Origin of the sequence: Streptococcus hepaticus (genome assembly GCF_043656315.1) — a bacterium.
In the GTDB taxonomy this organism is placed as follows: Bacteria; Bacillota; Bacilli; order Lactobacillales; family Streptococcaceae; genus Streptococcus; species Streptococcus hepaticus.
Window position 1 is genome coordinate 70,548 of the sequence record NZ_JBINIY010000002.1, and the last position, 20,495, is coordinate 91,042.

Annotated in this window: 23 protein-coding genes; 18 read left to right on the plus strand and 5 right to left on the minus strand. The window is 42.2% G+C overall.

Annotation, left to right across the window (positions count from 1 at the left end; all coding sequences use genetic code 11):
* The first annotated feature begins 1 nt into the window (after position 1).
* From dltA to ACHUFA_RS02660, 9 genes are all read left to right on the plus strand, one after another.
* Positions 2 to 1,537, plus strand: coding sequence for a D-alanine--poly(phosphoribitol) ligase subunit DltA (dltA, locus tag ACHUFA_RS02620; protein ID WP_222347212.1), 1,536 nt, complete (start codon positions 2 to 4; stop codon positions 1,535 to 1,537).
* Positions 1,537 to 2,790 carry a D-alanyl-lipoteichoic acid biosynthesis protein DltB gene (gene dltB / locus ACHUFA_RS02625; protein ID WP_222347213.1) on the plus strand — a complete coding sequence of 418 codons (1,254 nt, stop codon included), beginning with the start codon at positions 1,537 to 1,539 and terminating at the stop codon, positions 2,788 to 2,790. The genes dltA and dltB overlap by 1 nt, the downstream gene beginning before the upstream one ends.
* Before the next feature lie 18 nt (positions 2,791 to 2,808).
* Positions 2,809 to 3,048 (plus strand): D-alanine--poly(phosphoribitol) ligase subunit DltC, encoded by a 240-nt coding sequence (gene dltC, locus ACHUFA_RS02630; protein ID WP_222347214.1) that lies wholly within the window; start codon positions 2,809 to 2,811, stop codon positions 3,046 to 3,048.
* Complete coding sequence (gene dltD, locus ACHUFA_RS02635) at positions 3,041 to 4,315, plus strand: D-alanyl-lipoteichoic acid biosynthesis protein DltD (protein ID WP_222347215.1); 1,275 nt, start codon at positions 3,041 to 3,043, stop codon at positions 4,313 to 4,315. Before dltC ends, dltD begins: the two co-directional genes overlap by 8 nt.
* A 95-nt stretch (positions 4,316 to 4,410) precedes the next feature.
* On the plus strand, positions 4,411 to 5,325 hold the full coding sequence (locus tag ACHUFA_RS02640; protein WP_394404962.1) for an L-lactate dehydrogenase: 915 nt from the start codon (positions 4,411 to 4,413) through the stop codon (positions 5,323 to 5,325).
* Positions 5,326 to 5,432: 107 nt separating this feature from the next.
* Positions 5,433 to 6,371: an HPr(Ser) kinase/phosphatase gene (gene hprK / locus ACHUFA_RS02645; protein WP_222347217.1), complete on the plus strand. Its 939-nt coding sequence runs from the start codon at positions 5,433 to 5,435 to the stop codon at positions 6,369 to 6,371.
* Entirely contained in the window at positions 6,371 to 7,147 is a 777-nt protein-coding gene (gene lgt / locus ACHUFA_RS02650; protein ID WP_222347218.1) for a prolipoprotein diacylglyceryl transferase, read from the plus strand. Before hprK ends, lgt begins: the two co-directional genes overlap by 1 nt.
* 11 nt (positions 7,148 to 7,158) lie before the next feature.
* Positions 7,159 to 7,563, plus strand: coding sequence for a DUF948 domain-containing protein (locus ACHUFA_RS02655; protein ID WP_222347418.1), 405 nt, complete (start codon positions 7,159 to 7,161; stop codon positions 7,561 to 7,563).
* The gene (locus ACHUFA_RS02660) at positions 7,556 to 7,996 is read left to right on the plus strand and encodes a YtxH domain-containing protein (protein ID WP_394404824.1); all 441 of its coding nucleotides are present in this window, start codon (positions 7,556 to 7,558) and stop codon (positions 7,994 to 7,996) included. Before ACHUFA_RS02655 ends, ACHUFA_RS02660 begins: the two co-directional genes overlap by 8 nt.
* Before the next feature lie 16 nt (positions 7,997 to 8,012).
* Here ACHUFA_RS02660 and ACHUFA_RS02665 read toward each other — a convergent pair whose 3' ends face one another.
* Complete coding sequence (locus ACHUFA_RS02665; protein ID WP_222347220.1) at positions 8,013 to 8,324, minus strand: DUF3270 domain-containing protein; 312 nt, start codon at positions 8,322 to 8,324, stop codon at positions 8,013 to 8,015.
* A gap of 166 nt (positions 8,325 to 8,490) precedes the next feature.
* Here ACHUFA_RS02665 and ACHUFA_RS02670 point away from each other — a divergent pair, with 166 nt between their 5' ends.
* Entirely contained in the window at positions 8,491 to 9,420 is a 930-nt protein-coding gene (locus tag ACHUFA_RS02670) for a peptidase U32 family protein (RefSeq protein ID WP_222347419.1), read from the plus strand.
* A 145-nt stretch (positions 9,421 to 9,565) separates the two neighbouring features.
* Complete coding sequence (locus tag ACHUFA_RS02675; protein WP_222347221.1) at positions 9,566 to 10,855, plus strand: peptidase U32 family protein; 1,290 nt, start codon at positions 9,566 to 9,568, stop codon at positions 10,853 to 10,855.
* An 18-nt stretch (positions 10,856 to 10,873) separates the two neighbouring features.
* Here the strand turns inward: ACHUFA_RS02675 and ACHUFA_RS02680 are convergent, their stop codons facing one another.
* On the minus strand, positions 10,874 to 11,203 hold the full coding sequence (locus tag ACHUFA_RS02680) for a hypothetical protein (protein WP_222347222.1): 330 nt from the start codon (positions 11,201 to 11,203) through the stop codon (positions 10,874 to 10,876).
* A gap of 89 nt (positions 11,204 to 11,292) precedes the next feature.
* Here ACHUFA_RS02680 and ACHUFA_RS02685 point away from each other — a divergent pair, with 89 nt between their 5' ends.
* Positions 11,293 to 11,508: a YdbC family protein gene (locus ACHUFA_RS02685; RefSeq protein ID WP_394404825.1), complete on the plus strand. Its 216-nt coding sequence runs from the start codon at positions 11,293 to 11,295 to the stop codon at positions 11,506 to 11,508.
* Positions 11,509 to 11,550: 42 nt separating this feature from the next.
* Here ACHUFA_RS02685 and ACHUFA_RS02690 read toward each other — a convergent pair whose 3' ends face one another.
* The 3 genes from ACHUFA_RS02690 to ACHUFA_RS02700 all read right to left on the minus strand — a co-directional run bounded on the left by ACHUFA_RS02690 (position 11,551) and on the right by ACHUFA_RS02700 (position 13,807).
* Positions 11,551 to 12,084 carry a biotin transporter BioY gene (locus tag ACHUFA_RS02690; protein ID WP_394404826.1) on the minus strand — a complete coding sequence of 178 codons (534 nt, stop codon included), beginning with the start codon at positions 12,082 to 12,084 and terminating at the stop codon, positions 11,551 to 11,553.
* Positions 12,085 to 12,277: 193 nt separating this feature from the next.
* Complete coding sequence (locus tag ACHUFA_RS02695; protein ID WP_394404827.1) at positions 12,278 to 12,580, minus strand: NUDIX domain-containing protein; 303 nt, start codon at positions 12,578 to 12,580, stop codon at positions 12,278 to 12,280.
* Positions 12,581 to 12,727: 147 nt separating this feature from the next.
* The gene (locus ACHUFA_RS02700; RefSeq protein ID WP_394404828.1) at positions 12,728 to 13,807 is read right to left on the minus strand and encodes a M24 family metallopeptidase; all 1,080 of its coding nucleotides are present in this window, start codon (positions 13,805 to 13,807) and stop codon (positions 12,728 to 12,730) included.
* A 214-nt stretch (positions 13,808 to 14,021) separates the two neighbouring features.
* Between ACHUFA_RS02700 and ccpA the strand changes: the two genes are divergently transcribed.
* The 6 genes from ccpA (at position 14,022) to thrS (ending at position 20,438) form a co-directional block, all read left to right on the plus strand.
* A complete protein-coding gene (ccpA, locus tag ACHUFA_RS02705) occupies positions 14,022 to 15,023 on the plus strand; it encodes a catabolite control protein A (RefSeq protein WP_222347420.1) in 1,002 nt (333 codons plus the stop codon).
* A gap of 94 nt (positions 15,024 to 15,117) precedes the next feature.
* Entirely contained in the window at positions 15,118 to 16,152 is a 1,035-nt protein-coding gene (locus ACHUFA_RS02710) for a glycosyltransferase family 4 protein (RefSeq protein WP_222347226.1), read from the plus strand.
* Positions 16,153 to 16,164: 12 nt separating this feature from the next.
* The gene (locus ACHUFA_RS02715) at positions 16,165 to 17,478 is read left to right on the plus strand and encodes a glycosyltransferase family 4 protein (protein ID WP_222347227.1); all 1,314 of its coding nucleotides are present in this window, start codon (positions 16,165 to 16,167) and stop codon (positions 17,476 to 17,478) included.
* 13 nt (positions 17,479 to 17,491) lie between these two features.
* Positions 17,492 to 17,878 (plus strand): hypothetical protein, encoded by a 387-nt coding sequence (locus ACHUFA_RS02720; RefSeq protein ID WP_394404829.1) that lies wholly within the window; start codon positions 17,492 to 17,494, stop codon positions 17,876 to 17,878.
* 263 nt (positions 17,879 to 18,141) lie between these two features.
* Positions 18,142 to 18,471: a nucleoside triphosphate pyrophosphohydrolase family protein gene (locus ACHUFA_RS02725; RefSeq protein ID WP_394404830.1), complete on the plus strand. Its 330-nt coding sequence runs from the start codon at positions 18,142 to 18,144 to the stop codon at positions 18,469 to 18,471.
* 17 nt (positions 18,472 to 18,488) lie between these two features.
* Positions 18,489 to 20,438 (plus strand): threonine--tRNA ligase, encoded by a 1,950-nt coding sequence (gene thrS / locus ACHUFA_RS02730; RefSeq protein WP_394404831.1) that lies wholly within the window; start codon positions 18,489 to 18,491, stop codon positions 20,436 to 20,438.
* The last annotated feature ends 57 nt before the right edge of the window (positions 20,439 to 20,495 follow it).

Here is a 20,495-nt window from a genome sequence, read left to right on the forward strand (position 1 = left end):
TGTGTTAAAAGACATGATTGAACGCATTGAGTATTTTGCTGAAAAACAAGCAGATTTTCCAGTCTATGATATTCTTGGTCAGGTACATACTTATGGTGAATTGAAGGCAGATTCGGATGCCTTTGCTAGCCACATTGATGGTCTTGGATTACCCGAAAAATCGCCAGTCCTCGTCTTTGGAGGGCAGGAGTATGAAATGCTTGCGACCTTTGTTGGTTTGACCAAATCAGGACATGCTTATATTCCGGTGGACCAACACTCGGCTCTCGAACGTGTAGAAGCTATTGTGGAAATCGCAGAGCCAAGTTTGATTGTAGCGATTGGTGACTTTCCACTTGAGAAAGTAGATTGTCCAGTCCTTACCTTGGACCAAGTGCAAGCCATTTTTCAAGAAAAAGTCAGCTATGAACTGACTCATCCAGTCAAAGGCAATGATAACTACTACATCATTTTCACATCTGGAACAACTGGTAAGCCTAAAGGGGTGCAAATTTCGCATGACAACCTTTTGAGCTTTACCGACTGGATGATTAGGGACAAGGAATTTGCCGTGCCAGAACGTCCACAGATGTTGGCCCAACCGCCTTACTCCTTTGACTTGTCCGTTATGTACTGGGCACCGACCTTGGCTATGGGTGGGACGCTTTTCGCTCTTCCGAAAGAAGTGATCGGTGATTTCAAGCAACTCTTTGCGACGATCTTGACCTTGCCAATCGGTATTTGGACCTCAACACCGTCTTTCGCTGACATGGCACTCTTGTCGCCAGATTTTAATGCGGAAAATTTGCCACACTTGACGCATTTCTACTTTGATGGGGAAGAATTGACGGTTAAGACGGCTCAGAAATTGCGCCAGCGTTTTCCACAAGCTCGTATTATCAATGCCTATGGTCCGACGGAAGCAACAGTTGCCTTGTCAGCGGTAGCTATTACAGATGAAATGCTAGAAACCTGCACGCGCCTGCCAATCGGCTATACCAAAGATGACTCACCAACCTTTGTCATCGATGAAGACGGAAAGGTCCTTCCAAATGGAGAACAAGGTGAAATCATCGTATCAGGTCCTGCTGTTTCCAAAGGTTACCTCAATAACCCTGAAAAAACGGCTGAAGCCTTCTTTGAGTTCCAAGGCTTACCAGCCTATCATACCGGTGACTTAGGCCGTATGACCGATGAGGGCTTGCTTCTTTACGGAGGTCGTATGGACTTCCAGATAAAGTTTAATGGTTACCGTATTGAGCTAGAAGACGTTTCGCAAAACCTTAACAAATCCCAATACATCAAGTCGGCTGTGGCAGTGCCTCGTTACAATAAGGACCACAAGGTGCAGAATCTGTTGGCTTATGTACTCCTGAAAGAAGGAGTGAGTGACCAGTTTGAGCGTGATCTTGATATTACCAAGGCCATTAAAGAGGACTTGAAAGATATTATGATGGACTACATGATGCCGTCCAAGTTCTTCTACCGTGACCAATTGCCCCTGACACCGAACGGGAAAATTGACATCAAAGGACTCATGGCTGAGGTGAATTCCTAATGGAACAATTTTTCACTAGTCTGCCTCATATGGATGCTTACGGGAATCCTCAGTACTTTGTCTATCTGATGATCGGTGTTCTTCCCATTTTTATCGGTCTTTTTTACAAGAAACGTTTTCCCATCTATGAAGCAGCCTTTAGTTTTATTTTTATCGTGCTGATGTTGACAGGAAAAACGACAGATCAATTAGTATCCCTCTTGAAATTTATGGTCTGGCAGCTGGGGCTTATTTGGTCCTATAAAGTGTATCGGCTGAGGTTTAATCACAGCCTAGTCTTTTATCTCTGGACTCTTCTGTCTGTCTTGCCTCTTGTCTTTGTCAAGGTATCGCCCTTGATTTTGGAGCATAAATCGCTATTTGGATTCTTAGGAATTTCTTATATTACTTTCCGAACGGTTGGGATGATCATGGAGATGCGTGACGGTGTCCTCAAGACATTTACCTTCTGGGAATGCCTCCGCTTTCTTCTCTTTTTACCAACCTTTACCAGTGGACCGATTGACCGTTTTAAGCGTTTCAATGATGATTATCAAGCGATTCCAGATCGAGAAGAGTTGCTCGTGATGTTGGAACGGTCAGTTTCCTATCTTATGCGTGGATTTGCTTATAAGTTTATTATTTCCTACTTTTTAGGACAGGTCTTGCTTCCACCGATAAGGGAAATGGCTTTGCAGAAAGGAGGGCTCTTTAACCTTCCAACCATTGGTGTTATGTATCTGTTTGGCTTGGATCTTTTCTTTGATTTTGCAGGCTACACCATGTTTGCTTTAGCCATTTCAAATCTCATGGGCATTAAGAGTCCTATCAATTTTGACCAGCCCTTCAAATCTCGTGACCTCAAAGAATTTTGGAACCGTTGGCATATGAGTTTGTCTTTCTGGTTTCGTGATTTTGTCTTTATGCGCTTGGTTAAGGTCTTGGTCAAGCATAAGGTTTTTAAAAACCGTAATACCACTTCAAGTGTTGCCTACATTTTCAATATGTTATTGATGGGCTTTTGGCATGGGGTGACCTGGTATTATATCGCTTATGGGCTTTTTCATGGTCTAGGCTTGGTCATCAATGATGCCTGGCTTCGCAAGAAGAAACTCATTAACAAAGAACGGAAAGCGCAAGGGCTTCCTGCTTTGCCAGAAAACAAGTGGACACAAGCTTTGGGAATCTTTATCACCTTCAATGTGGTCATGATTTCCTTCCTCATTTTTTCAGGATTCCTAGACATGCTCTGGTTTCCGAAGGTTATTAAGTAATACAAAAGGAGTAATCGTATGAATAGTAAAGAAGAAATTTTAGAAATTTTCCAAGACTTATTTATGGAAGATGTGTCAGAAATGTTGGATGAAGATCTGTTTGATGCGGGTGTTTTAGACAGTATGGCAACTGTTGAGTTGATTGTGGAGTTGGAAGGTCACTTCGATATTGCCATTCCTGTTTCTGAATTTGGTCGTGACGACTGGAATACGGTTAATAAAATCATTGCCGGTGTAGAGGAATTACGCAATGCCTAAACGTCTATGGCAGATTCTAGGGCCGCTTGTCTGTGCAGCAAGTTTAATTGTTCTTTTGTTAGCTATTACGCCGACTAAGATTCATTATGATAAAGCAAGAGAAAAGGCAGATGCGTATTCTTTAGCCAAAACAGTTTTCAAAAGTCGTTTGAAAAAAGAGCGGGCGCTCAGTGATCTACAGCAGAATTTTGTTCCCTTTTTTGGGTCTAGTGAATGGTTGCGCATGGATGCCTTTCATCCAGCAGTTTTAGCGGAGAAATACCATCGTTCTTATACACCTTTTTTGCTTGGGCAAAGGGGCTCGGCTTCTATTAGTCATTATTTTAGCATGCAGCAGATGGACTATGCTTTGAAGGATAAAACGGCTGTTTACGTCATTTCTCCTCAGTGGTTTGTCAAAGGTGGGAGCAATCGTTCAGCCTTCCAGTCCTACTTTAGCAATGGGCAACTGGTTTCTTTCTTACAAGAGCAGACAGGAAGCAACTATGACAAGGTGGCGGCCAGACGCCTTCTGAGACTGCATCCTCAGATTGCTCATCGGGATTTGGTAGAAAAAGTGGCTAAGGGGCATGCATTTAGTCAGTCAGACAGAGAGTGGCTAGCCTTTCATGCAAGTTTGCTCAATAAAGAGGATTATTTCTTTGATTATTTTTCTCTAGGAAGTTGGACAAGTCCATCCTTTGAAAAGCAGAAAGCACTGTTACCAGATGAATTTTCTTATGATAATTTGGCGCAACTGGCAACCATGATTGCCCAGTCAGAGACAGGAAATAATCAATTTGGTATTAAAAATGACTTTTATCGTCAGCGAATCGCTTCCCGCTTAAAAGAATTAAAAGGTGCTCAAAAGCAATTTTCTTATCTGTCTTCTCCCGAGTACACCGATCTTCAGCTGGTTTTGAAGGAATTTGCAGAATCAAATACCAATGTGCTTTTCGTCATTCCTCCTGTCAATGGGAAATGGGCTCGTTTTTCAGGACTGGATCAGACCATGTATGCCAAGTCAGTTGCCAAGATTAAGTACCAGTTGCAGAGTCAAGGTTTTACTCACATTGCTGATTTGTCACAAGATGGCGATAAACCCTATTTTATGCAGGATACCATTCATCTAGGTTGGAATGGTTGGTTGGAGTTAGACAAGTACATTGAACCTTTTTTGACACAAAAACAAGCAGCGCCAACTTACCAGCTCAATGATGCATTTTTAGAAAAATCATGGGCAGCCTATTCAGGTCAACCAGAGGATTTTCCTACAGATAAAAAGTAAAACAATTTTTAGCGACGAATGATTGAAGTTGCTAGAAGTTGTTTTCTTTTTTTAGGAGAAGGTGTATAATAGTCAAAACTAAGGAGGAGACGCTTATAGTGAGAAAGGTCGGAATTATTGGAATGGGGCACGTGGGTTCAACAATAGTCCATGGTTTAATTGCTCAGGGAGCATTTGATGACTATGTTTTAATAGATATCAATGAGAAAAAATTGCTGGCAGATGCTGGAGATTTTGAAGATGCTGCAGCCAATCTCCCTCATCATGCGAATATTATCCTCAATGACTATGCAGCCTTGGCGGATGCAGATGTGGTCATTTCAGCTTTGGGAGATATTGCTCTCCAGGATAATCCTGATGCAGACCGTTTTGCAGAATTGCCTTTCACAGCCAGTCAGGTTCCGCAAGTCGCGGCTCAGTTGAAAGAGGTTGGCTTTGCAGGAATTTTGATTGTCATTTCAAATCCAGTTGATGTGGTGACGAGTCTCTATCAACATTATACTGGGCTACCAAAGGAGAAGGTCATCGGGACAGGAACCTTGTTAGATACAGCACGTATGAAACGAGCTGTGAGTCAGTATTTTGAGGTAGATGCTAGAAGTGTATCGGGTTACAATCTTGGTGAACATGGCAATTCCCAATTTACCGCATGGAGCCAAGTGTGGATCAAGGGGCAGGCTATTACCGATATGGTAGAAGCGAGTGTTTTAGAAGAATTAACCCAAGAATCCATTGTTGGAGGGCACCGTGTCTTCTACGGGAAAAAATATACCAGCTACGGCATTGCCTCAGCCGCTATTCGACTAGCCTTGGCAGTGGTGTCAGATAGCCGAGAAGAATTACCAGTATCAACTTATTACCAGCCTCTCGAAACCTATCTGGGCTATCCAGCTATTGTCGGACGGTCAGGTATCATCGAGCAGGTCAAGCTCAATCTAACAGCAGCAGAAGAGGAAAAATTGGCAGCCTCTGCAGCCTTTATTCAGAAAAAATTTGCTGAAAGTTTGTAAAGCTGAGGAGAGATTTCTCCCAGCTTTTTTCGAAAACGCTTCCTTGAATTTTCACAAATTAGTTCAAACTATGGTATAATAAAGTATTAGAAAAATGGAGGTAGTGTATGACAGTTTTAGTCAAGGACTTGATGCAGCATGTGCGAGTTGATTGTGCCTATGGAACTGAAGAACTTTTAGAAAAAGTTGTTTCAACAGCGGATATCTCACGTCCAGGTCTTGAAATGACAGGTTATTTTGATTATTATTCACCAGAGCGGATTCAGTTGATTGGGATGAAGGAGTGGTCTTACCTGGTGTCTATGACCTCTCACAATCGCTACTCTGTCTTGAGCCGCATGTTCCAGCCAGAAACCCCCGTTGTAATTGTGGCGCGTGGCTTGGAAATTCCAGAAGAAATGTATCAAGCAGCCAAGGAAAAGGGGATCGCTATCCTTAGCGGAACGACGGCGACTAGCCGACTTTCAGGAGAATTGTCATCCTTCCTTGATTCACGTTTGGCACAGCGGACTAGTGTTCATGGGGTGCTCATGGATATCTATGGTATGGGCGTACTGATTCAAGGGGATTCTGGTATCGGTAAGAGTGAGACTGGTTTGGAACTGGTCAAGCGTGGTCACCGGATTGTTGCGGATGACCGTGTAGATGTTTTTGCTAAGGATGATGTGACTCTTTGGGGTGAACCTGCAGAAATCCTTCGTCACCTTTTGGAAATCCGAGGTGTTGGTATCATTGACATTATGAGCCTTTATGGGGCTAGCGCTGTCAAAGAGTCATCAGAAGTGCAATTGGCTGTCTACCTTGAAAATTACGAAACAGGTAAGGTCTTTGACCGTCTTGGAAATGGTGGTGATACCATTGAAATCGCGGGAATCACCATTCCTCAAATTCGTATTCCAGTTAAAACCGGTCGTAACATTTCTGTGGTCATCGAAGCAGCAGCTATGAACTACCGTGCTAAATTGATGGGATTTGACGCAACCAAAACCTTCGAAGATCGTTTGACAGCTCTCATTGAGAAAAATACAGAAGTGGGGGCAGACTAATGGATCCAATTGCTATCCAGTTGGGACCTGTTGCCATTCGTTGGTATGCGCTCTGTATCGTTTCAGGCTTGATGTTAGCAGTTTACTTGGCTTCTAAAGAAGCGCCGCGCAAAAAAATCTTATCGGATGATATTTTGGATTTTATCCTTATTGCTTTTCCTTTGTCCATTATCGGTGCGCGTCTTTACTACGTCATCTTTTCTTGGGCAGATTATAAGGACAATTTGGGTGAGATTTTTGCCATCTGGCATGGCGGTTTAGCTATTTATGGCGGTTTGCTGACAGGCTTACTTTGCCTCCTTCTCTTTACTCGTCACCGTTTTATTGAAACATGGGACTTTTTAGATATCACTGTTCCACCGGTGATGATTGCACAAGCAATTGGGCGTTGGGGGAATTTCTTCAATCAAGAAGCTTACGGGAAGGCGGTGAAAAGCCTGGATTACCTTCCAGCCTTCATTCGAGATCAGATGTATATTGACGGTTCTTATCGTGTTCCCACCTTCCTTTACGAATCTGTCTGGAACCTGTTTGGATTTGTCCTTATTCTCATCTTACGACGTCGCCCCCGTTTCTTGAAGCAGGGTGAAATCACCTTCTTTTACATGATTTGGTACGGTATCGGCCGGATGATTATCGAAGGGATGCGGACAGATAGCCTCATGTTGGGTGGCTTACGGGTTTCACAATGGTTGTCGGCAGGTTTGATTTTACTCGGATTGGCTCTTTGGGCCTACCGCCGTCGGGATAAGTCAATCCCTTACTATACTGCATAAGGAGTTTTATGATGATTGAAATTGCTGTTTTATTAATTGCCCTTTCTTTTGTGGCTATCGCAGTTTACCTAGTACTCTTGCTGAAAAAAATTGGTCAAGTTACAGATGAAGCACAACAAACGCTAAAAGTTTTGACGAGTGACCTTAATGTTACCCTCTACCAGACCAATGAACTCTTGGCTAAGACCAATGTTTTAGTAGAAGATGTCAATGGCAAGGTACAGATCCTAGATCCCCTTTTTGTTGCTGTTGCGGATCTGTCAACTTCGGTATCAGACCTTAATTCTTCTGCTCGTGACTTAACAGTTAAGGCTAAAAATGCCGGACAGAGTACAGTCAAAGCAGGAACAGCCCTGTCAGCTCTTAATATCGTCTCATCACTTTTGAACAAGAAAGGAAAAAAAGACAATGGCTAAAAAAACAAGTATCTTAACAAGCCTCCTCTTAGGAGCAGCAGGCGGTGCAGCTGCGGCAGTTTTCTTGGCATCAGAAACAGGGAAAGTTGTGAAAAACAAAGTCACTAGCTTTGCCAAGGATTACCAAGAAAATTACGAAGAAATCAATGCTGAATTTGTCAACAAGGCGCAAGATTTGGGACAACAGGTCGTAGATAAATTTGATCAGGTCAAAACGCAGTTAGAAACAGGGGAGCTGACAGTGGATGATTTGATTCAATCAGGAAAAGAAAAAGCCCTGGCCCTCAAGGACCAGTCTTTGGAAAAAATTGACCAAGTAAAAGAAAAATTCGCTGAATCAGAAACAGCTGAAGTGGAAGTCCTCTCAGAAGATGTTTTTGAAGCAGTTGAAGAAGAAAAAGTCGTTCAAAACGACATTGAAATTAACTTGTAAAAAAACGAAGTCGGAATTATTTTCGACCTCGTTTTTTTTGTTGAATTCGTTTGTATTCTGCTTTTAGCCCTATTTGAACCAATTTGAGTCCCCAAAGCCCTGTAGCTGTTGCCAAAATAAAGGCAAAGAAGGCTGGAATGCCAAGTGATAGGTAGATATAGGCTGAAATGACAGTCAAAATACTAAAAATAGCGATATTGACAAAAAAGAGTACCTCTTTTAATTGTTCTCTTCGTGTATTCTTTTCTTTATATTCTTGGTAACTAGCCTGTTTCTCTTGCGGGATATACTCTTCAAACTGGTCAGGCCGATATTGTCTAAGTGCCATATCGTCTCCTTTAATGCTTTACAATAATATCATAATATTGCTTTCTTTATGTAACAGTAATGTTACAAAAGTATTACAAAAGGCAAAATTCACATGAGAAAAGTCAGAACATTAAAATTCTAATCTTTCCTTAAATTTTAAGGAGGAATTTGATATAATGAACTTTATGAAAAAAATTATTATTACAGCAACAGCTGAAAGTGTGGAGCAGGTCAAAGAGCTGCTTGCCGCAGGTGTTGACCGCATTTATGTGGGAGAAGCAGATTACGCACTGCGCCTTCCAAAAACTTTTTCATATGATGAATTGCGTGAAATTGCCCAACTAGTGCATGCAGCAGGAAAGGAGCTGACAGTGGCGGCCAACGCCCTTATGCACCAAGACATGATGGACAATATCAAGCCTTTCATGGAATTGATGAAGGAAATTCAAGTGGATTATTTGGTGGTAGGAGATGCGGGTGTCTTCTATATTAATAAACGCGATGGTTACAATTTTAAACTCATCTATGATACTTCCGTTTTTGTGACGTCTAGTCGTCAGATTAACTTTTGGAAGGAACATGGAGCTGTCGAAGCAGTTTTGGCGCGTGAAATTCCGTCTGAAGAACTCTTTGATATTGCAGAAAATTTGGACATACCAGCTGAGATTTTGGTCTATGGAGCTTCCGTTATCCACCATTCAAAACGCTCTTTGTTACAAAATTACTACAATTTTACAAAGGCTGATGAAACGGATAAGTCCAAAGAACGCGGTCTCTTCTTAGCAGAGCCGACAGATCCAGATAGCCACTATTCTATTTTTGAGGACAAACACGGCACTCATATCTTTATCAACAATGATATCGACATGATGACCAAGTTACTGGAATTGGATGCCCATGGTTACCACAATTGGAAATTGGATGGGGTATTCTGTCCAGGTCAAAACTTTGTTGAAATCGCAAAAATCTTTATCCAAGCCCGTGATTTGATGGAAAAAGGTGAGTTTAGTCAAGACCAAGCCTTTGTCTTGGATGAGCAAATTCGCAAATTCCACCCTAAAGAGCGTGGTTTAGATACTGGTTTCTACGAGTACGCTCGTAATAAAGTAAAATAATATCGTATTGCTGACCATGAAGTTACTATTAAACAGGACATGGTCAGTGAAAAAACTAGCTTCCCACTCTAAAAAATATCGTTTTAGAGTGAGAAGTGTCGAAAGACCTTAATTCAACCTATCTTGTAAATAGAAAGAATAAAATATGTCAAATAAAACGTTAAAGCGTCCTGAGGTTTTGTCGCCTGCTGGGACTTTGGAAAAATTAAAAGTTGCCATTGATTATGGTGCAGATGCTGTCTTTGTTGGTGGTCAGGCCTATGGTTTGCGTAGCCGCGCTGGGAATTTCTCTATGGAAGAGATGAAAGAGGGAATTGAATACGCCCATGCCCGCGGTGCTAAGGTCTATGTGGCTGCCAATATGGTCACTCACGAGGGCAATGAATCAGGCGCTGGTGCTTGGTTCCGTGAGTTGCGTGATATGGGCTTGGATGCGGTCATCGTGTCTGACCCAGCCCTTATCATGATTTGTGCGACAGAAGCACCTGGTTTGGAGATTCACCTTTCAACCCAAGCCTCATCAACCAACTATGAAACGTTCGAGTTCTGGAAAGAACTGGGCTTGACTCGTGTCGTTTTAGCCCGCGAAGTAACTATGGCAGAATTGGCTGAAATCCGTAAGCGGACCAGCGTGGAAATTGAAGCCTTCGTCCATGGTGCTATGTGTATTTCCTACTCAGGTCGTTGCGTTTTATCTAACCATATGAGTAACCGTGATGCCAACCGTGGTGGCTGTTCTCAGTCTTGTCGCTGGAAATACAATCTCTATGATTTGCCATTTGGCGAAGAGCGCCGTTCTATCCAAGGTCAAGTTCCGGAAGAATTTTCGATGTCTGCCGTTGATATGTGTATGATTGACCATATTCCTGATATGATTGAAAATGGCGTTGATAGCTTGAAAATCGAAGGTCGTATGAAGTCTGTCCACTATGTTTCCACAGTAACAAACTGTTATAAGGCAGCAGTGGATGCTTATCTTGAAAGCCCAGCTAAATTTGAATCTATCAAGCAAGACTTGATTGATGAGATGTGGAAAGTGGCACAGCGTGAATTGGCAACTGGTTTCTACTACAATGCACCAACAGAAAACGAGCAGCTCTTTGGTGCCCGTCGTAAAATTCCTGAGTATAAATTCATCGCAGAAGTAGTCGCTTTTGACAAGGCGACTATGACCGCAACCATTCGTCAGCGCAATGTTATCAACGAAGGTGACCAAGTTGAGTTTTACGGACCAGGTTTCCGTCATTTTGAGACCAGCATTCAAGAACTGCGTGATTCTGACGGCAACTTGATTGACCGTGCCAACCGTCCAATGGAACTCTTAACTATTACCTTGCCACAGGAAGTTTTCCCTGGTGATATGGTTCGTGCCTGCAAGTCAGGTCTTATCAATCTTTACCAAGAAGACGGGAAGTCAGTTACAGTTCGTGCATGATAGAAAAGGCTTGGAAGTTTACTTCCAGCCTTTTTGCGATTTTCGAATGGTTTCAGGAACTAGGGAGATGCGTTTGATTTCTTCCAAATGAATGATGCTTCCCATATTTTTGGAGAAATTTTTCATCACTAAACGCTTTCGTTCTTTGTCAAATTTGACGATTTCGCCTGTGAAACTTTTCTGACGACCGTAGATGACATGTACGGCAGCCTGCTTATATAAAGCTAAGTCAATGGTTTCCAATAGTTTTTCTTGTTTCTCTTCTTCATCGCTGATAGTAACAGGAGCTGTTTTTGTCCCTAAAAATACTTGTGCATGATCTAAAAGTAGCTCGATGAACTTTTTCATGGTAAAATCCTTTCATCCTTGATACAATAATCTTAGCGAAATTTTTAAAAAAAGACAAGTGTCTACGAATAGATAGTTAGGAGGAAAATATGGCAGAATTTACATTTGAAATTGAAGAACAACTCTTGGTCTTGTCAGAAAATGATAAAGGTTGGACCAAGGAACTAAACCGTGTCTCTTTTAACGGAGCACCAGCCAAGTATGATATCCGTACCTGGAGTCCAGATCATACAAAAATGAGTAAAGGCATTACCCTCTCAAACGAAGAATTCCAAGTCATGTTAGATGCATTTGCAGGTAAGTAAAAAGGCTAGGTCTTCCCTAGCTTTTTATAGTACATTTGTAGCCTACCTATTCTTCTTCAAAATAGGTTGCAGGTAGCGATGGCTGAGGCAAACCAAGCTAATTTTACCAAGTTCAGGAAGAAGAAAGGGAAGAGTTGTCAGGGCGAGTGTCTTACTCCAACTAGTATCCAAGCTAAATCTAAAAAAGAAGATACCTAGTAAAAAGCACGTTATATCGCCGAGAATATTGGCGCTTAGGACTCTGATGACACTCGAATCACGATAAGTCATTAGTGAAGTAGCGAAGGCATAGGTGAGGAATCCCCATAAAAAACCAGCTGTTGGATGAAGAGTTAGGCTAGCGATTCCTCCTGAAAATCCAGAAAAAACTGGAATTCCAATTCCACCAAGAAGGAGGTAGAGCCCGACAGAAGAACAAGCAAGTCGCCAAGGATAAATTGTTGCAATCAGTCCGACTGCGAAAGTTTGCAGGGTGAAGGGAACAGGGCCAAGCGAAATCGTCATCTGAGAGAGAATGACAAGGAGGGTCACTCCGCTAGCGATATAGGTTAGCTGATGTAATTTAGTAGTTTTCATGTTGTTATCCTTTTTGTTTGTTAGGTTAACAATAGTTTACAGACTCTTTTTCGGAAAGTCAATAGGCTAAGATCGGCTGTCACAAGAAGCGTCAAGCTGTTTGGTTAATAAATAGTAAAGCACCTAAGACGCTTGTCTCTGGTGCTTTGTGTGATTTATAGTCTATCTAGATAGTAATTGAGAAATTCTTGTGCTAGGCTGTTTGGTTTGATGGCTTCTCGGACCATTGCCGATGATCAATCTCGTGGTTCGGTTTTACCTGAGCGCTTGTTGTGGCGATAAAATTCAGCATGAGTGTATTTGAACCTGCGTAGTAATGGCTTTTGTTGAAGCAGATCGAAGTCGTGGTCAGACCAAGTTCTTCAGCGATTTCTCGTGCAACTGTATCTTCAGCATTCTCCCCCTGACTAATACAGCCAGCCGTCAAAATGTAATCTGGACGTCCATATTGCTGGATAAGCAGGACTTGATCTTCAGCTTCATTTAGCACAATCATACTGCAGGCTGTATCGAAAGTTGGAAATCGATATTCTTGACAGCTTGGGCAGTAGGGGATACTTCCTTCATGCTCTAAGAAGCGTATCTCAAGTTTATGACCGCAAGTGCTACAATAATCTTCTTGTTTGTAGGTTATGATTAGCCTTCAAAAATAGAGCAATTCTTTTGGTGTTTTGGTGAAGACCTCAAATCCAGTTTTTGTCACATAACCACAATCCTCGATACGAACACCGACCTTACCAGGAATGTAGATGCCAGGTTCTACAGAGAAGCACATGCCTTCTTGGATTTCCATATCGTTGCCCGCCATGATAGATGGAAACTCGTGGACATCCATGCCGAGACCATGTCCCAAACGGTGGTTAAAGTATTCGCCATAGCCTGCTTTTTCAATGACATTGCGGGCAGCCGCGTCAACTTCAGCAGCAGTAACACCAGGTTTAATAAATTCTTGAGCAGTTAATTGAGCTTCTAAGCAAAGATTGTAAATATCTTGCTTGAATTGGTCTGGTTTTCCGACAGCCACCGTCCGAGTCATATCAGAAGTGTAGCCTAATGTTTCCACACCTAGGTCAAAGAGAAGGAGACTATCATTTTCAATCTTGTTAGTGCCTGGAATGCCGTGAGGGTTAGCAGCGTTGTTACCAGTCAAGACCATGGTGTCAAAGCTCATCTTGTTGATGCCTTGTTTTTTCATTTCAAACTCGATTTGGGCGATGATATCTGTTTCGGTCACATCCAGAGAAATATTGTCAAATCCGACCTGAACAGCCTTGTCTGCAAAATCACCGGCAACCAGCATTTTTTCGATTTCATCGGCTGATTTAATGAGACGCATGTGTTGGAGAGTTGGTGTCAAGTTGACAAATTCTCCAGAGAAGACTGTCTGCAAGCCTTTGAACTTAGTCACGTTGAGGTTATCAAATTCGACAGCCACTTGTGGGAAATTGGTTGCTGGTAGAACAGCTTTGATTTTTTCCCAAGGATTTTCAGAATCTTGGTATCCCACAACTGGAAAATTAAGCGTCGCTTCAGCGCGTGCCACATCAAGGGCAGGCAAGAAAAGGAGCGGTGTCTTGTCCGCAAAGACAAAGAGGTACATGTGGCGCTCGTGTGGATCAGATAAGTATCCAGTCAAGTAGTTGATAGAAACGGGGTCAGATAAAACAGCAGCGAAAATATTTTCTTTTTCGAGTTTCTGAGTAAGAGTCGTAATTTTTGACATAGTTTTCTCCTTTGAAATTTCTACCTTCTATTCTATGCCAATTATGAGAAAAATCAAGTCCCAACTAAAATTGAGAAAATTTTACTTTTTTCCTATTTATTTTCTAAAAAAAGCAACAAAACTCTTGAAAGTGGTTTCAAAAAGTGATAAACTATAACAGAGTGAAAGCGTAATTTTCATAAGATAAAAGTTACAGAAAGGATATGGAAATATGATGAATACGGATGATACAGTAACAATCTATGATGTTGCCCGCGAAGCTGGCGTATCGATGGCTACTGTTAGTCGTGTTGTCAATGGCAACAAAAATGTAAAAGAGAATACTCGTAAGAAAGTTTTAGAAGTCATTGAACGCTTGGATTACCGTCCAAATGCTGTTGCACGTGGTTTGGCCAGCAAAAAAACGACAACAGTTGGGGTGGTGATTCCAAATATTGCAAATGCCTACTACGCAACGCTTGCAAAAGGGATTGATGATATTGCTGAGATGTACAAATACAATATTATCTTGGCAAACTCTGATGAAAATGATGACAAGGAAATCAATGTGGTGAACACCCTCTTCTCTAAACAAGTAGACGGGATTATCTTTATGGGGTACCACTTGACAGACAAGATTCGTGCAGAGTTTTCACGCTCACGTACACCGATTGTCTTGGCAGGTACAGTTGACCTTGAACATCAATTACCAAGTGTTAATATTGATTACGGTCAAGCAGCCAAGGATGTGGTAAACTTGTTGGGGAAAAATAATAAGAAGATTGCCTTTGTATCTGGTCCGCTAGTGGATGAAATCAATGGTAAGATTCGGTTGGCAGGTTACAAGGAAGCCCTTCAAGATAATGGTTTGGAATTCAACGAAGGTTTGGTGTTTGAGTCTAAATACAAATATGAAGAAGGCTATGCCTTGGCAGAACGCCTCTTGAATGCAGGTGCAACTGCGGCTTATGTAGCAGAAGACGAAATTGCTGCTGGTCTCTTGAACGGTATTGCTGACCGCGGAGTGAAAGTTCCAGAAGAGTTTGAAATCGTGACAAGCGATGATTCTTTGGTAACTAAGTTCACTCGTCCAAACTTGACATCTATTAGCCAACCACTTTATGATATCGGTGCTATTGCCATGCGTATGTTGACTAAAATCATGCACAAGGAAGAATTGGAAAACCGCGAAGTGGTCCTTAACCATGGCATCAAAGAACGCCAATCAACTAAATAAAGACAAGCTGCTTCGGCAGCTTTTTTTGGTAAATCGACATGAATATTGAAAGATTATGATAAAATGATAGAAAGAATTTGTGACTGGAGAGAGAATGAGTAAGAAAATTATTAACATGATGTCGAGCGCCACAAAGGTTTCAGGGCAGGGAGTTGGTTCAGCTTACTTGGAGCAGGTTGACTTGGTGAAGACAGGATTGTCAGAAGACTTTGAAGTGACCATTAATCAGTACAAGCCTGCAGATATTACCCATTATCATACTATTGACCCTCAATTTTACTTGACCAAGCCTTGGTTTACCCGCAAGGGAATGTCAGTGGGCTACGTGCATATGTTACCTGAAACGGTTGAACAGAGCCTACAGTTGCCTGGTTTTGCCAAGAAAATATTTTACAAGTATATGATTGCATTCTATAAGAAGATGGATTACTTGGTGACAGTCAATCCCTACTTTATTGGCGAGTTGGCTCGCTACGGTGTGCCCAAGGAAAAGGTGACCTACATTCCAAATTTTGTGTCCAGCCAGACCTTTCATCCCCTGACAGCAGAGGAAAAGGCAGCTAATCGGGACCAGTACGGTTTTGCTCAGGCTGATTTTTTGATTGTAGGCGTGGGCCAGATTCAGACGCGTAAGGGTGTTTTTGACTTTTTGAAAATGGCAGAGCGTTTGCCTCACTACAAGTTTGTCTGGGCAGGTGGCTTCTCCTTTGGAAAAATCACAGACGGTTATGAAGAATTGAAAAAAGTAGTAGATAATCCACCAGCTAATGTGACTTTTTTAGGAATTGTCGAGCGAGAAAGAATGAACGCTATCTACAATTTGGCGGATGTCATGATTTTACCATCCTTTGAAGAACTCTTTCCCATGTCCATCCTAGAGGCCATGTGCACCCACAAGCCCATTCTTTTGCGGGATTTGGAGATTTATGAAGATATTCTCTTTGACTTTTATCGTCGGGCGGAGGATTTGGAGGGCTTTGTTGATCAAATTGAAAAATTGGCAACAGATAGCAACTATTACCAGCAGGCGGTAGCCGATGCTCAGCGTGGCAATGAATTTTACTCACGTGAGCATGTGCTAGAGATGTGGCAGGAATTTTACGAAAAAGTGTCACCTAAAAAAGACTAGAAAGGGATTTGTATGAGAATTGGATTGTTTACAGATTCTTATTTTCCGCAGGTATCAGGTGTTGCGACGTCCATTAAGACCCTGAAGACAGAACTGGAAAAACAGGGACATATGGTGTTCATATTTACCACGACAGATAAGGATGTCAATCGTTATGAAGATTGGGATATAATCCGCATTCCAAGTGTGCCTTTCTTTGCCTTCAAGGATCGTCGGGTGGCCTATCGTGGCTTTACAGATGCCTTGAAAATTGCAGAGCGTTACAAGTTAGACCTTATTCACACCCATACAGAATTTTCTCTGGGGATCTTAGGAAAAATGATTGCACGTGAGCTGGATATTCCGCTGGTTCACACTTATCATACTCAGTACGAGGACTATGTTCGCTATATTGCTAACGGAAAATTGATTCGACCAAGCATGGTCAAGTATTTGGCGCGTGCCTTTTTCAAGGATTTGGATGGTGTGATTTGTCCGAGTGAGATTGTTGAAGACATTCTTAATGAGTATCAGATTGCTATTCCCAAGCGCGTGATTCCGACAGGGATTGACTTGGCAAAATTTGACCGTCCAGAAATTACCAAAGATAATATCGAGGATTTACGGGAGCAGTTGGGGATTGCGGAAAATGAAACCATGCTCCTCAGCTTGTCACGGATTTCCTATGAAAAAAATATTCAGGCGGTGGTGCAAGCTATGCCTGCAATCCTAGCAGAAAATCCCAATGTGAAGCTAGTCATTGCTGGTGGTGGGCCTTATGCCAAAGACTTGGGAGCCATGATAGCGGAATTGGGGCTAGAGGCTTCCATTCAGATGACAGGTATGATTGCGCCTAGCGACACGGCTCTTTATTACAAGGCAGCAGATTTCTTCATCTCGGCTTCAACCAGTGAGACGCAGGGGCTGACCTACTTGGAGAGTTTGGCTTCTGGGACACCGATTTTGGCTCATGCCAACCCTTATTTGGAAAATGTACTGACGAATCCGATGTTTGGAGCTCTTTTTGCAGAAGAAGAAGCCTTGGCGGAAACGGTTCTTGAGGCTATTGACCAGACACCAGCTATGAATCAGTATGTCTTGGACAAAAAGTTGTATGAAATTTCTGCAGAAAACTTCGGTCGTCGGGTTTATGAATATTATCTGGACTTGAAAATTGCCTATGATTTTCGGAAAAACCAGCTCAATGGCGAATCGGTAGCAGAAGAAATTCTCAAAGGAGCGATTGCCTTGCCTAAACGTGCCTTTGTCAAATCATCAGATACAACCGCGAAAATCTGGAAAGCTTCCATCAAGCAGATCAAATCCATTCGAGATTATCTAGATTAAAAAGGAATCTGTTATGAAGACTCAAAAACTATTTCTGTATTCTCTATGTCCACTTGTCGTGCATTTTCTACCAGTTTTTCTTTATCTTTTTGTAACAATGAAATGGCTTGACGTGAATGAACTAGCCTTAAAGAGTTTTGATATTAGTACAATCTTATTTTATGCACCACTGGCAATTTTTCTTGTTTCCACATTGTTTGGTTTCTTTCAAGGTTTTAACTGGTACTTTCCTTTGGTAATTGGTGGTGGATTTTTGCTTAAAATAGTAGTAGAATATGTATGTTTCAACAGCGATGGTATTGAATTTTACCTTCTTCCCTATCTAATTATTTCTTTTCTAGCGATGTTATTAGGGGTTGGTCTAGGGAGGATGTCAAAAAAAGGGAAGAAGAAAACTTGAAATATCTGAATTTTGTGCTACAATAAAACACAGAGACATGTCTAACCTTGTCGAATGGTCGAGAGAGTGCCCGTTGCTGGGAGTGGCACCTATTCATGGACGGACACTACTCGGTATGATTTTATGCAAACATAAAAGGGTGGTTCCCTTATCGCCAATCTGAGGTAGTCAGGCTTTTTAGCGTGACTGCGAATGAAGGTGGAACCACGTTACGACGTCCTTTTGTGAGGGCGTCGTGTTTTCTTTTTTGACAAAACAAGGAGATGAAATTGACCAGCATTCCACAAGAAACGATTGCCCGTTGCCTAGCCATTCGCAAGGCTTACAGAGAGTTGGAAGTCAAGCATCACGACAAAGAGTGGTCGATTGAGGAAGACCTTTTGGCTTTGACCAATGATATTGGCAACATGAACCGCCTGATTATGACCAAGCAGGGGCGTTACTATGATGAAACGCCTTATACCTTGGAGCATAAAATGGCTGAAAATATCTGGTGGTTGATTGAACTGGCTGACCGACTGGATATTGATATTCAAAAAGAAATGGAAACCTTTTTAGCTCAAAAAGAAGAGTTATTGGGGATTAAAAAATAAAAAATAAGGAGATAAACATGATTAAAATCACTTTCCCAGATGGTGCTGTTCGTGAGTACCCAGCTGGCGTGACTACTTTTGAAATTGCAGAGAGCATCAGCAAGTCTTTGGCGAAAAAGGCGCTTGCTGGTAAGTTCAATGGTAAATTGATTGATACCACTCGTGCTATTGAAGAGGACGGTACGCTTGAAATCGTAACGCCTGATCACGAGGATGCCTTGGATATCTTGCGTCACTCAGCAGCTCACTTATTTGCCCAAGCGGCTCGTCGCCTTTTCCCGGACATCAAGTTGGGGGTTGGTCCTGCTATTCAGGATGGTTTCTACTATGATACGGACAATGCTGGCGGACAAATTTCGAACGAAGATTTGCCAGCTATTGAAGCAGAAATGCAAAAAATCGTTAAAGAAAACTATCCATGTATTCGTGAGGAAGTGACAAAAGAAGAAGCGCTTGAAATCTTCAAAGACGATCCTTATAAGGTCGAATTGATTTCTGAACATGCTGATGACGCTGCTGGTTTGACCATTTACCGTCAAGGTGAATTTGTAGACCTTTGCCGTGGACCACACGTACCGTCAACTGGTCGTATCCAAGTCTTCCACTTGCTTAACGTAGCGGGTGCTTACTGGCGTGGAAATAGCGACAACAATATGATGCAACGTGTGTATGGGACTGCTTGGTTTGACAAGAAAGATTTGAAAGACCACTTGACACGCTTGGCAGAAGCTAAAGAACGTGACCACCGTAAACTTGGTAAAGAATTGGACCTCTTCATGATTTCTCAAGAAGTTGGTCAAGGTTTGCCATTCTGGTTGCCAAATGGTGCGACAATTCGCCGGACTTTGGAGCGTTACATTACGGATAAAGAGTTGGCTTCAGGCTACCAACATGTTTACACACCACCGTTAGCATCTGTTGAACTCTACAAAACATCAGGTCACTGGGACCACTACCATGAAGATATGTTCCCAACTATGGATATGGGCGACGGGGAAGAGTTTGTCCTTCGTCCAATGAACTGCCCACACCACATCCAAGTTTATAAAAATCATGTTCGTTCATACCGTGAATTGCCAGTGCGTATCGCTGAGCTTGGTATGATGCACCGCTATGAAAAATCTGGTGCCCTCACTGGTTTGCAACGTGTGCGCGAAATGACCCTCAACGATGGTCACATCTTCGTTACTCCAGAACAAATCCAAGAAGAATTCAAACGTGCTCTTCAGTTGATCATTGATGTATATGCTGATTTCAACTTGACTGATTATCGTTTCCGTTTATCATACCGTGATCCTGAGGACACTGAGAAATACTATGATAACGACGAAATGTGGGAAAATGCGCAAGCTATGCTCAAGGGCGCAATGGATGATATGGAGCTGGATTACTTTGAAGCAGAAGGTGAAGCAGCATTCTACGGTCCAAAACTCGACATCCAGGTGAAGACTGCTCTTGGTAATGAAGAAACCCTGTCAACTATTCAATTGGACTTCCTTCTTCCAGAACGTTTTGACCTGAAATACATTGGTGCTGATGGAGAAGAACACCGTCCAGTTATGATTCACCGTGGGGTTATTTCAACCATGGAACGCTTTACAGCTATCCTTATCGAAACTTACAAAGGAGCTTTTCCAACTTGGTTGGCACCTCAACAAGTTACGGTTATCCCTATTTCAAATGAAGCGCATACTGGCTACGCTTGGGAAGTAGCAAAAGAACTTCGCGACCGTGGTGTCCGTGTTGAAGTGGATGAACGAAACGAAAAAATGCAATACAAGATTCGTCAAAGTCAAACGCAAAAAGTTCCTTACCAATTGATCGTTGGTGACAAGGAGATGGCTGACACGGCTGTCAACGTTCGTCGCTACGGAAGTAAAGAAACACACACTGAAACCATCGCTGAATTTGTAGAGACAATTTTAGCAGATATCGCTCGCAAATCACGCCCAGCTGATGCAGAATAAGAAAATGAAGTCCTGCGGGGCTTCTTTTTTGCAACCCGAGAAAACGTTTGCATAAGT